This is a genomic window from Acinetobacter johnsonii ANC 3681, from assembly GCF_000368805.1.
Taxonomy (GTDB): Bacteria; Pseudomonadota; Gammaproteobacteria; order Pseudomonadales; family Moraxellaceae; genus Acinetobacter; species Acinetobacter johnsonii.
Genome location: NZ_KB849703.1, coordinates 411635 through 425187, shown reverse-complemented (window position 1 = coordinate 425187; position 13553 = coordinate 411635). Strand labels below are relative to the sequence as shown.

The following is a 13553-nucleotide window of genomic DNA, read 5'->3' as shown; positions in this document are numbered from 1 at the left end:
AAGATCATTAAGAGATTATGAAGAACAACTTGTGTGGATTTTTACTGATTGATCGATCGAAAATATTTCATTGATTGAAGGTAAAAATTACTCGAAGTTTATTTGAGAAATATTTGTCAGAAAATTGATGAGCCAAGATTTGTAGCCATAAGCTACTAATGATTTTTAACTGAAGAGTTTGATCATGGCTCAGATTGAACGCTGGCGGCAGGCTTAACACATGCAAGTCGAGCGGGGAGATGTAGCTTGCTACATTTCCTAGCGGCGGACGGGTGAGTAATGCTTAGGAATCTGCCTATTAGTGGGGGACAACATTCCGAAAGGAATGCTAATACCGCATACGCCCTACGGGGGAAAGCAGGGGATCTTCGGACCTTGCGCTAATAGATGAGCCTAAGTCAGATTAGCTAGTTGGTGGGGTAAAGGCCTACCAAGGCGACGATCTGTAGCGGGTCTGAGAGGATGATCCGCCACACTGGGACTGAGACACGGCCCAGACTCCTACGGGAGGCAGCAGTGGGGAATATTGGACAATGGGCGAAAGCCTGATCCAGCCATGCCGCGTGTGTGAAGAAGGCCTTTTGGTTGTAAAGCACTTTAAGCGAGGAGGAGGCTACCGAGATTAATACTCTTGGATAGTGGACGTTACTCGCAGAATAAGCACCGGCTAACTCTGTGCCAGCAGCCGCGGTAATACAGAGGGTGCGAGCGTTAATCGGATTTACTGGGCGTAAAGCGTGCGTAGGCGGCTTTTTAAGTCGGATGTGAAATCCCTGAGCTTAACTTAGGAATTGCATTCGATACTGGGAAGCTAGAGTATGGGAGAGGATGGTAGAATTCCAGGTGTAGCGGTGAAATGCGTAGAGATCTGGAGGAATACCGATGGCGAAGGCAGCCATCTGGCCTAATACTGACGCTGAGGTACGAAAGCATGGGGAGCAAACAGGATTAGATACCCTGGTAGTCCATGCCGTAAACGATGTCTACTAGCCGTTGGGGCCTTTGAGGCTTTAGTGGCGCAGCTAACGCGATAAGTAGACCGCCTGGGGAGTACGGTCGCAAGACTAAAACTCAAATGAATTGACGGGGGCCCGCACAAGCGGTGGAGCATGTGGTTTAATTCGATGCAACGCGAAGAACCTTACCTGGTCTTGACATAGTAAGAACTTTCCAGAGATGGATTGGTGCCTTCGGGAACTTACATACAGGTGCTGCATGGCTGTCGTCAGCTCGTGTCGTGAGATGTTGGGTTAAGTCCCGCAACGAGCGCAACCCTTTTCCTTATTTGCCAGCGGGTTAAGCCGGGAACTTTAAGGATACTGCCAGTGACAAACTGGAGGAAGGCGGGGACGACGTCAAGTCATCATGGCCCTTACGACCAGGGCTACACACGTGCTACAATGGTCGGTACAAAGGGTTGCTACCTAGCGATAGGATGCTAATCTCAAAAAGCCGATCGTAGTCCGGATTGGAGTCTGCAACTCGACTCCATGAAGTCGGAATCGCTAGTAATCGCGGATCAGAATGCCGCGGTGAATACGTTCCCGGGCCTTGTACACACCGCCCGTCACACCATGGGAATTTGTTGCACCAGAAGTAGGTAGTCTAACCGCAAGGAGGACGCTTACCACGGTGTGGCCGATGACTGGGGTGAAGTCGTAACAAGGTAGCCGTAGGGGAACCTGCGGCTGGATCACCTCCTTAACGAAAGATTGACGATTGGTAAGAATCCACAACAAGTTGTTCTTCATGACGATGTATCTGAGGGTCTGTAGCTCAGTTGGTTAGAGCACACGCTTGATAAGCGTGGGGTCACAAGTTCAAGTCTTGTCAGACCCACCAAATCTGACTAACAAGCATTATTAAATGCTGAATACAGAAAAGCAGAGACATTGACTTATTGATAAGCTGGGGACTTAGCTTAGTTGGTAGAGCGCCTGCTTTGCACGCAGGAGGTCAGGAGTTCGACTCTCCTAGTCTCCACCAAATTTCAAGACAAGAAAAGCATGCTTTTCCTTGAAATTTAAGCAAGAAGCTATGCTTCGCGCAGATAGGTTGGATTACAGAAATTAGTAAGTAGATAACTTATTAACTTCTGTGATTTATCACAGTTTCCTGACCTGACGAAGGCTGGAAAAATCATTAACAGAATATATTTGAGTTGAAATAATTTGTTCATACTCGTTTTAGTTAACTTAACAAGCAATTGTTAACGTTGAATGAAATGAGTTACTAGCGAAATTAACTGAATCAAGCGTTTTGGTATGTGAATTGAATTGAAGCTGTACGGTGCTTAAGTGCACAGTACTTCAAACTGTAATGTTGAACGTTCTCACTTGTAGGAACGATCGACTGTTTGGGGTTGTATAGTCAAGTAATTAAGTGCATGTGGTGGATGCCTTGGCAGTCAGAGGCGATGAAAGACGTAATAGCCTGCGATAAGCTCCGGGGAGGCGGCAAATATCCTGTGATCCGGAGATTTCTGAATGGGGAAACCCACCTGTCATAAGGCAGGTATCGTATGATGAATACATAGTCATACGAGGCGAACGAGGGGAAGTGAAACATCTCAGTACCCTTAGGAAAAGAAATCAATTGAGATTCCCTCAGTAGCGGCGAGCGAACGGGGAAAAGCCCATTAAGTCATATAAGTTCTAGTGGAATGCTCTGGGAAGTGCAACCATAGTGGGTGATAGTCCTGTACACGAAAGGGCTTATATGATGATGTCGAGTAGGGCGGGGCACGTGAAACCTTGTCTGAATATGGGGGGACCATCCTCCAAGGCTAAATACTCCTGACTGACCGATAGTGAACCAGTACCGTGAGGGAAAGGCGAAAAGAACCCCTGTGAGGGGAGTGAAATAGATCCTGAAACCGCATGCATACAAGCAGTGGGAGCCGACTTGTTCGGTGACTGCGTACCTTTTGTATAATGGGTCAGCGACTTACATTCAGTAGCAAGGTTAACCGCATAGGGGAGCCGTAGAGAAATCGAGTCTTAATAGGGCGTTTAGTTGCTGGGTGTAGACCCGAAACCGGGTGATCTATCCATGAGCAGGTTGAAGGTTGGGTAACACTAACTGGAGGACCGAACCCACTGTCGTTGAAAAGCCAGGGGATGACTTGTGGATAGGGGTGAAAGGCTAATCAAACTCGGTGATAGCTGGTTCTCCCCGAAAGCTATTTAGGTAGCGCCTCGGACGAATACCATTGGGGGTAGAGCACTGTTTCGGCTAGGGGGTCATCCCGACTTACCAAACCGATGCAAACTCCGAATACCAATGAGTACTATCCGGGAGACAGACTGCGGGTGCTAACGTCCGTAGTCAAGAGGAAAACAATCCAGACCGCCAGCTAAGGCCCCAAAATTATAGTTAAGTGGGAAACGATGTGGGAAGGCATAGACAGCTAGGAGGTTGGCTTAGAAGCAGCCACCCTTTAAAGAAAGCGTAATAGCTCACTAGTCGAGTCGGCCTGCGCGGAAGATGTAACGGGGCTAAAACTATATGCCGAAGCTGCGGATTTGCAATTTATTGCAAGTGGTAGGGGAGCGTTCTGTAAGCCGATGAAGGTGTATTGAGAAGTATGCTGGAGGTATCAGAAGTGCGAATGCTGACGTGAGTAACGACAATGCGAGTGAAAAACTCGCACGCTGAAAGACCAAGGGTTCCAGTCCAACGTTAATCGGGGCTGGGTGAGTCGACCCCTAAGGCGAGGCCGAGAGGCGTAGTCGATGGGAAATTGGTTAATATTCCAATACTTCTATGTAATGCGATGAGAGGACGGAGAAGGTTAAGTCAGCCTGGCGTTGGTTGTCCAGGTGGAAGGTTGTAGGCATGTATCTTAGGCAAATCCGGGGTACTCTATGCTGAGAACTGATAGCAAGCTGTACTTGTACAGTGAAGTGGCTGATACCATGCTTCCAGGAAAAGTCTCTAAGCTTCAGTTACATAGGAATCGTACCCGAAACCGACACAGGTGGTCAGGTCGAGTAGACCAAAGCGCTTGAGAGAACTCTGCTGAAGGAACTAGGCAAAATGGTACCGTAACTTCGGGAGAAGGTACGCTGCCGACGGTGATAGGATTTACTCCTTGAGCTATTGGCAGCCACAGAAACCAGGCCCCTGCAACTGTTTATTAAAAACATAGCACTCTGCAAACACGAAAGTGGACGTATAGGGTGTGATGCCTGCCCGGTGCTGGAAGGTTAATTGATGGGGTTAGCGTAAGCGAAGCTCTTGATCGAAGCCCCAGTAAACGGCGGCCGTAACTATAACGGTCCTAAGGTAGCGAAATTCCTTGTCGGGTAAGTTCCGACCTGCACGAATGGCATAATGATGGGGGCGCTGTCTCCAGCAGAGACTCAGTGAAATCGAATTCGCCGTGAAGATGCGGTGTACCCGCGGCTAGACGGAAAGACCCCGTGAACCTTTACTGCAGCTTGACATTGAACTTTGATCTTACTTGTGTAGGATAGGTGGGAGGCTTTGAAACCGAGACGCTAGTTTCGGTGGAGCCAATCTTGAAATACCACCCTGGTAATATTGAGGTTCTAACTCTGTCCCGTTATCCGGGACGAGGACCATGTCTGGTGGGTAGTTTGACTGGGGCGGTCTCCTCCTAAAGAGTAACGGAGGAGTACGAAGGTGCGCTCAGCGTGGTCGGAAATCACGCGTAGAGTATAAAGGCAAAAGCGCGCTTAACTGCGAGACCCACAAGTCGAGCAGGTACGAAAGTAGGTCTTAGTGATCCGGTGGTTCTGTATGGAAGGGCCATCGCTCAACGGATAAAAGGTACTCTGGGGATAACAGGCTGATACCGCCCAAGAGTTCATATCGACGGCGGTGTTTGGCACCTCGATGTCGGCTCATCTCATCCTGGGGCTGAAGCAGGTCCCAAGGGTATGGCTGTTCGCCATTTAAAGAGGTACGCGAGCTGGGTTTAGAACGTCGTGAGACAGTTCGGTCCCTATCTACCGTGGGCGTTGGAAATTTGAGAGGATCTGCTCCTAGTACGAGAGGACCAGAGTGGACGAACCTCTGGTGTACCGGTTGTGACGCCAGTCGCATCGCCGGGTAGCTATGTTCGGAAGGGATAACCGCTGAAAGCATCTAAGCGGGAAGCCTACCTCAAGATAAGATTTCCCTAGGACTTTATGTCCTCTAAAGAGCCGTTGAAGACTACGACGTTGATAGGTTGGATGTGGAAGCATAGTGATATGTGAAGCTGACCAATACTAATTGCTCGTGAGGCTTGACTATACAACACCCAAACAGTTGGTGTTGTGGTTCAAATCACTGCAAACAACTTGATTTAGTTATAAAGCTAGATACAATATCCAACTCAAATATACCTGTTAATAACTCATTTGATGAAAGTTAGGCACGAAGAGCACTGCTCTGAGGTTAGACCCAACGAATAGTCATAAACAGTTGTGCTGGCGACAATAGCAAGAGTGAACCACCTGATCCCTTCCCGAACTCAGAAGTGAAACCTCTTAGCGCTGATGGTAGTGTGGAGTTATCCATGTGAGAGTAAGTCATCGCCAGCTCATTAATTCAAATCCCCCTCCGCTAATCGCAGAGGGGGATTTTTTTATGCAAGGAAATGGTAAATAATATAAATAATTATTAAGTGGGAAAGAAGAGAATTAGAGCGGAGAATGCACGCTAAATTATACAAAAATACATTTATATAATTTAAAATTATGTGAAAAATCTAATATTTATCAAAGAATTCGATGAAGTGCAAATCGTTTCGCGTCATTTTTATACAACTTTAGTCTAGTTTTTCCAAAAAAAGCTGTTTCAATTGTTTTATTTATAGACAAAAACTGAATTATGATTCATTTTATATAAAAGTGAATTTGGATTCACTTTTTATAATAAAGCTCACAATTGGAGGTGAGGGAAAAATGACAGCGACAACAATGAATGTAAATGCTGTAATCGATCAGGCTAAGTTTAAGCCTTTTCATTTAACGGTTGTTTTGTGGTGCTTATTCGTCGTCTTGTTTGACGGTTATGATTTAGCAATTAACGGTGTGGCTTTACCGCTTTTAATGAAAGAGTGGGGTATGACAGCTGTTCAAGCAGGAATGCTAGCCAGTACTGCCTTAGCAGGCATGATGTTTGGTGCAATGTTATTTGGAATGCTGGCCGATAAAATTGGCCGTAAAAAAGTCATTATTATCTGTGTTACGTTGTTCAGTGGGTTCACTTTTGCGGGTGGCTTTGCTTCAAACCCGACTGAATTTGGTATTTTACGCTTTATTGCGGGTCTTGGAATTGGTGGTGTATTACCGAATTTGGTTGCTTTAACTTCGGAATATGCGCCGCAGAAGTTTCGTAGTACTTTGGTGACCGCGATGTTTAGTGGCTATGCAATGGGTGGGATTATGGCAGCACTACTAGGTGTTGCATTTACGCCAACCTTTGGCTGGAAGATCATGTTTTTCATTGCTGGTATTCCATTACTGTTTATTCCGATTTTATGGAAATTTTTACCTGAATCAGTCACTTTTTTAGTGAAAGACCAGCAAACAGAAAAGGCACGCAGCATTATTCAACGTCTGGTACCTGAAGAGACTGTAACTTCAGATACTGTTCTAGTGCTGAATGAAGCTAAAGTCCCTGATGCATTTGTCGCTGCCTTGTTTAAAAATGGCCGTGGTATGGGTACAGTTTTATTTTGGTGCTGCTTCTTCATGTGCTTATTGATGGTTTATGCCCTAGGAAGCTGGTTACCAAAACTGATGATGGCTGCGGGTTATTCGATGGGCAGCAGTTTAATGTTCCTCCTTTCCTTGAACATTGGTGCGGTGATTGGCACTGCTGGTGGTGGTGTGCTTGCGGATCGTTTCCATTTGAAACCTGTCATTATTAGCATGTTGACTGTCGGGGCATTTGCATTGGTGGGTTTAGGCTTTAATTCACCACAACCTGTAATTTATTTATTGGTTGCACTTGCAGGAGCCGCTTCAATCGGTTGTAGTATTTTACTATATAGCTATGTGGCGCAATATTATCCGCTAGCTGTTCGTTCAACAGGGTTGGGTTGGGCATCTGGCATTGGCCGTGTGGGTGCAATCGTGGGTCCAATTGTCATTGGGGTATTGTTGGGCATGGAATTACCACATAAGTTGAATTTTATTGCTGTGGCGATTCCAGCGGTGCTTGCTGCGATAGCGGTTTCTTTTATCCGTTTAAATAGTGCTGAAGAAGCAGTTAAAACTCAGGTGAAAGTTTCGAGTTCAATCAAAGCATCTTCTTAATCAAATCCTAAAAATAAAAGGCTCGCATTTTGAGGGCCTTTATTTTTGCAAAATCGGTGTACCGTTGGGTGATATTTGGTCGTGTTTGAAGGAGAGTGCTATGCTAAAGGTAGCATTAAATAAGGCAGTACAATAACAATGATTAAGCAGCAGAAAAAACTCGAACCTGAGCAAACTAAACATTTATTCAATACCTTAGAACAACGGTTTCAACAGCATACTGAACGTCATATGCAAATTAGTTGGGCATTTGTCCGAGAACAACTTTTGCAGTCTCCTGAAAAACTATATGCGTTACAACAAATGGAAATAAGTGGTGGTGAGCCCGATGTCGTGGCTTTACCGAATACGCAAAATGTATATTTTTTTGATTGTTCAATTGAGTCACCGAAAGGGCGACGGAGCATGTGTTATGACAGAGAGGCACTATTGAGTCGCAAGGATCATCCGCCTGAAAATACAGTGCTAGATTGGGTACAGGCGTATGGCTTAAGCTTAGTGACGGAACAACAGTATTATCTTTTACAGCAGATCTTTAATTTTGACTTGAAAACATCCAGTTGGGTTGAGACTCCAGCTGAATTACGTCAGCAAGGCGGGGCAATTTTTTGTGATCAGCGCTATGGTCGTACGTTTACCTATCATAATGGCGCTGCTTCGTACTATGCGAGTCGAGGCTTTCGGACTTATATTCAGCTTTAACTGTGGAATAGAGATAAAAAGAAACCCCGACATCCTGTCGAGGTTTCTTTGTATTTCAGTGCTTAGATACAACTCCTGTCATATCTCACATCCTGATGCTCAAACTGATTATTGTTGTTTTAAGTTTGGGAAACGTCCTGTTTCCTCATGGTTTAAATATACATGGCAGTTGCTGTTGTTCATACAGCATTTTAACCACGCTATTTGTAAGCCTAAGCTGACAAAAGTAAATGGCTTATATAATTTTCGCTTACTGCCTTAAATCAGCATCGTTTAAATAGCCTAATCAATGCTAGATTAGCCTCGTGAACTGACCCTGTACGACAATGACTGGCTTTGATGGTTTTTGTTTTAAATATAGAGCATAACTGGTATAGCGCGGTTGTAAATCGACTGTGCTGTAAATACAGAACAATATTAAAAAGCCGTATTTATGCATGTGATGTTCATCAGAAACATGGTTAATATTCTCTGATGGAGTGAATATTTGAATGAAAATGTGAAAAGTAATGTTTCTATGCAGGGAATTGATCGTTTTAGCGTTCTTTACATTGATTTTCTCAATAGGTTGAGCATTGATGTCCGATCTTCAAATTCTGAGCAGGAAAATAGGTGTAATAAATCATTCCAAAAAGTTTGTTAATTTATAACTAATTTTGTACAATAAATAAGCTGATTAATTGAACGGTTGAATCAGAACACATTATAAAAATGGAATATTTGAAGCAGAAATTACAGAATATTTTTATAAAAGTGAGTATTGTTGAACCATATAAAAGGGAAGTTTAATCGACACACTTTAACCAAGGTTTTGTGAAAACTCCTCTGTTTGTCATTTAGAACCTTGCACCCAAAAGGTCGAAGCTAAATCAAACACTCAAGATTAATATTAAATGGTTCTTTTTTGTTGCGAGATAACCAAATAAAAAGCAATTAAAAGGGACCTAGGTTTAGGTGTTTTATGTCAGGAACTCGTGAAAACTGGACATCACGATCTGGTTTTATTATTGCAGCTGTAGGTTCGGCTGTAGGTTTAGGTAATATTTGGCGTTTCCCTTATGTTGCTTATGAAAATGGTGGCGGTGCCTTTCTTATTCCTTATTTATTGGCGTTAATTACCGCTGGTTTACCCCTGTTATTTTTAGATTATGCAACAGGACACCGAAGTTCGGGGTCACCACCTAAAGCCTATCGGGCTTTGTTTAAAGGCGGTGAAACGCTAGGTTGGTGGCAAGTCTGTGTGTGTATCATCATTGGTTTGTACTATGCCAGTGTACTGACGTGGGCGGGAAGCTATGTTTACTTCTCGATTGGTCAGGCTTGGGGCAGTGACCCTGAAAGTTTCTTCTTTAATACCTACTTACAAACTTCGAAAGCAACAGGTTTCGATTTACAGTTTGTAAGCCATTTATTTTGGCCAATCGTGGGAATTTGGGCGCTGACCTTAATTATTCTGTTTGGCGGGGTTAAAAAAGGTGTTGAATTATCGAATAAGATTTTCATGCCTTTATTGTTCGTTTTATTTACCATTTTAGTGGTGCAATCACTTCGTTTACCAGGTGCCGCAGAAGGCTTAAATGCATTCTTTACACCGAACTGGTCTGCGATGATGGACTATAAAGTGTGGTTGGCGGCGTATGGTCATACCTTCTTCTCGCTTTCTGTGGGTTTCGGGATTATGGTGACTTATGCATCTTACTTAAAGCCAAAGACTAACTTGACTGGTTCGGGGCTGATCGTTGGTTTTGCCAATGCTTCAACTGAAATCTTGGCGGGTATTGGTATTTTTGCTGCATTAGGCTTTATGGCGCATGCCGCAGGCAAAGAAGTTCAAGATGTGGTGAGTGGTGGTATCGGTTTGGCATTTATTGCTTTCCCGAAAATCATTTCAAGTCTTGGTGCAGGTGCTGATTTATTCGGTCTATTGTTCTTCTCATCATTATTTGTTGCCGGTATTTCTTCCATGGTCAGTATCTTGGAAGTGCCGATTGCAGCGATGCAGGATAAGTTAAAATGGAGCCGTAAAAAAGCAGTTACCATTATCGGTGGTGGTAGTGCACTGGTTTCAGTGATCTTATTCTCAAGTGTGAATGCGATTAAACTGGTGGATATCGTGGATCACTTTATCAACAACATTGGCATTGTGGGTGGCGCACTTGTTTCTATTCTTTGTATTACTTGGTTTAAGCGTTCAGCATTGATTGAGTTGCGTGATCACGTAAACCGTATTTCCACGATTCAACTCGGTAAGGGTTGGGCATTTACCTTGACCGTGATTACTTCACTCGTGTTATTAACGACGTTGAGCATGACGTTATTTAATTTGGTGAAAAATGGTTACGATACCTATAGCATGAGTCTGCAAGGACTATTTGGTTGGGGCAGTGTGATTTTCTGTGCTGTCGTTGCAATCGTACTCAGCAAAGTTAAAGATCGCTAGGAGAAAAAAATGAATACTTCAGCAATCATAATGATGGTGATTTCAATGTTGTTTGTTTGGGGAGGACTTGTGTTGTCTATTCTCCACTTGATGAAAAATCCAGAAGAGCTCGATGAGGTTCTTGAAGAAGTGAAAGACCAGCATACGTTGTAATACTGGATTTAAAGTTTAGTAGCCCTGAAATAGGTATCTACTTATTAAAAAACGCCCAATGAGCTTCATTGGGCGTTTTTTTAACGAGGGTGTAGTGAGCTATCGCACATCAGCGCTATACAACAATGCTTCTATAAACTTTTTTGTTGAGTTGATTTGGAGCTTAGTGTTCACGTCAATTTGGCTTGAAAAAATAAGAATTCATACGGACAGAAAGAACAAAAAGTATGCTGTACAAATTTTATCTAATAAATATGCAATCACAATAACAACTATGATACAAAATAGTATAGAATTGTGACACAGTTTGTACTTTTGCTGGCTAATTCATATGAAAATTAACAAAAAGAAATTTTCTGCTCTGTCGTTTTTATTTTTTTTTTCATTAGAAGCACATGCATTTCCACAACCGGGAAGCTATATTTCTAACGTTGCATCTGGGGACTATACCGATGAGATGGGAAATGTTTTATTGGTCAATTCCAATCCTGTGGCATTGGAAGTGCAAAAAACGTACTCACTGACTTTAGTACAAAACCAAAACCAATATGGTGTGGTCGGTGGGGCTGTGAATCTGCCACATGTCTTAACCAATACAGGTAATACTGCTGATCGATATACATTGCGTTTAGTACAAAGTAGTACGGATAATTTTGATTTAAGTAATGTGAAGGTCTATGCAGACCGCGATCAAAATGGTTTACCAGATAATACTGAAGACTTATTGGTAGGTTCAATTGAGCTCAATGCGAGTCAATCTTTAGCAGTTGTGATTGTGGGCAGTATCCCGACAAATGTCTCTTTTAATCAGCTCAGTAGTTTAGACCTCAAAGCTGTGAGCCAGCAAAATGCTACGCTTTCTGCACAAGTCACAGATACGATTCGCGTTGTCGATGATGCTGTGATTTCTCTCGTTAAAGCGCAAAGTACAAGTGAAGGCAATATTGGTGATTTGATCACCTATACTTTGACCTATCGAAATACAGGGACAGCAACACGTCGTGTCGTGCTGCAAGATGTGTTGGATGATTCTTTAGAATACGTATCCGGGTCGGCAGTTTGGAATCAAAATAGCACAGCACTCACCGATGCAAATGATACAGAAGGATCTGCGAATACAGGAATAGCCTATCAACTTAAACCTGATGGGAAGAGTCTAGAAGCCAGTATTACAGCTGTTGCACCGCTCACATCAGGCACATTGGCTTTTAAAGCCAATGTGAAACAAGGTGCTGCCAATAAAATTCCAAACACGGCAGGTTTTGTACAATATGACATGGATAATACCACGGTAAAACTGAGCAGTTTCTCTAATACCGTGATCTATAATTTGGCTGCTGTCTATGGGGTGGTTTTAAATAATAAATCCAGTTCAGCAACGAACGTCGGTAACCCGAATAACAGTCCTGATAACTTAGTGATTCAAGCCAGTTTGAAACCAGGGCAAGAGGTTTTCTTTAATAACTATGTTTGGAACATTGGTAATACCACAGATACTTATAATTTAAGTTATAGCTCAAACAATTTGCCTAGCTGTGCCAAAGTTAATTTTTACACGCAGGACGGAAAAACTTTACTTACGGATACCAATGGTGACGGTAAAGTCGACACAGGTTCGATTTCAAATGCGGCGGTAAAACAAATTCAGGTTGGAGTATCGGCCTCTACAGGCTGTAGCAGCAGTGTCAGCAATATCAATATTGATGTGGTTGCGACATCCATTGCTTCAAGTACAGTCTCTGACCCGATTCGTAACCAAATTACAGCTTTAACTGCTGCATCCAGCAGTAGTGATTTATATAATGCTGACCAATCGGGTTTAGGCGTGGGGATCGTGGATAATGCCGGTCAACCCTTACGTACGGTTAAAGTTACTTCGGGTAAAGCGGTTTTTCCTTTGGTGGCAAAGAATAATTCAACCCAAGCCAATAACTATAATTTGTATGCATCCTTTAGCGCGATTGATGTCGCCAATATTATGCCTACCACTAAAGCAGGTTTTAGCGTCAAATTTTATGAAGGTGATGCCAGCTGTCAAACGGTGGGTAAGCAAATTACCAATACGGGAACCTTAGGTGCAGGAGCAAGCAAGGCATATTGTGCAGTGATTGATGTTGACGTAAGCCAACAGAATTTTACAGCGCCGATTTGGTTTGCGATTCAATCACCAGTTAATCAACAAGCGGACTCGATTAAGAACCAAATTGAAAGTAATGTCGCACGCTTACTCACCCTGACCAATGATCAGCAAGGTCAGGTAAGTGTGGGTGGCACGATTGTCTATGCGCATACTTTAAAGAATTTGGGCAATATTGCAGAAGGTGCAAATGCAGGTTCTCAAGTGAATTTGAAAGTTGTACCACTTAGAAATGATGGCTTTGTTTATACCCTTTATTATGATGCAAATAAAAATGGTCAGATTGATAGTGCAGACCAAATTATTAGCGCAACAACCAGTTTAAATCAGCTTTTGGGTAGTGCGGGCTTATTGGCGCAGGCTGATATTCAACTTTTACTTAAAGTTCAGGCGGCCCCTTCTGCAACAGAAGGTGTGGTGAGCCAGGCGGATATAGTGGTTGAAGTTTCTGATTTTAATGGCATTCATTTAGATAACTTAAAAAATACAGATGTGACCACGGTTGCAACGGGGCATTTACAGTTAGTTAAAACACAAGCAGCGAATAGTAGTTGTACCACTACTAATTTAGCATCTTTGAGCTATTCCACCCAGTTAGTTTCAGTCAAGCCAAATCAATGTGTGGTGTATAAGCTGACACTTAAAAATGATGGTGGTTCAGTGGTGAAGAATGTGCAGTTTAATGATGTTGTTCCAGCTTATACCAGCCTAGTAGGAACGCCTGTTATTGTTCCGTCAGGTACAAATTTATCTTCTGGTGACAAAGTTTCTGCTTTGGTGAGTAGTTTAGATCCAAGCCAAGAAGCCAATTTCTACTTTGTTATTCGTGTTAACCCTTAAGAGTAGG

General features: G+C 43.2%; 5 protein-coding genes, 2 tRNA genes and 3 rRNA genes. All 10 read left to right on the top strand.

Features of this window, described 5'->3' with window-relative positions:
- Positions 1 to 166 precede the first annotated feature (166 nt).
- A 16S ribosomal RNA gene (locus F946_RS02245) occupies positions 167 to 1704 on the top strand.
- Between the two features lie 61 nt (positions 1705 to 1765).
- Positions 1766 to 1842: transfer RNA gene (locus F946_RS02240), tRNA-Ile, on the top strand.
- Positions 1843 to 1910: 68 nt separating this feature from the next.
- Positions 1911 to 1986 (top strand) — tRNA-Ala (locus F946_RS02235).
- Between the two features lie 382 nt (positions 1987 to 2368).
- Positions 2369 to 5262: ribosomal RNA gene (locus F946_RS02230) — 23S ribosomal RNA — on the top strand.
- A gap of 175 nt (positions 5263 to 5437) precedes the next feature.
- Positions 5438 to 5552, top strand: a 5S ribosomal RNA gene (gene rrf, locus F946_RS02225).
- Together the 16S, 23S and 5S rRNA genes with 2 tRNA genes alongside form the textbook arrangement of a ribosomal RNA operon.
- Positions 5553 to 5915: 363 nt before the next feature.
- The gene (locus tag F946_RS02220) at positions 5916 to 7274 is read left to right on the top strand and encodes an MFS transporter (protein ID WP_004978453.1); all 1359 of its coding nucleotides are present in this window, start codon (positions 5916 to 5918) and stop codon (positions 7272 to 7274) included.
- Between the two features lie 141 nt (positions 7275 to 7415).
- Complete coding sequence (locus F946_RS02215) at positions 7416 to 7976, top strand: DUF4256 domain-containing protein (protein ID WP_407637059.1); 561 nt, start codon at positions 7416 to 7418, stop codon at positions 7974 to 7976.
- Positions 7977 to 8937: 961 nt separating this feature from the next.
- Positions 8938 to 10416 (top strand): sodium-dependent transporter, encoded by a 1479-nt coding sequence (locus F946_RS02210; protein WP_004978449.1) that lies wholly within the window; start codon positions 8938 to 8940, stop codon positions 10414 to 10416.
- A 9-nt stretch (positions 10417 to 10425) separates the two neighbouring features.
- The gene (locus F946_RS16950) at positions 10426 to 10569 is read left to right on the top strand and encodes a methionine/alanine import family NSS transporter small subunit (RefSeq protein ID WP_004978448.1); all 144 of its coding nucleotides are present in this window, start codon (positions 10426 to 10428) and stop codon (positions 10567 to 10569) included.
- A gap of 331 nt (positions 10570 to 10900) precedes the next feature.
- Entirely contained in the window at positions 10901 to 13546 is a 2646-nt protein-coding gene (locus tag F946_RS02205) for an isopeptide-forming domain-containing fimbrial protein (RefSeq protein ID WP_004978447.1), read from the top strand.
- The last annotated feature ends 7 nt before the right edge of the window (positions 13547 to 13553 follow it).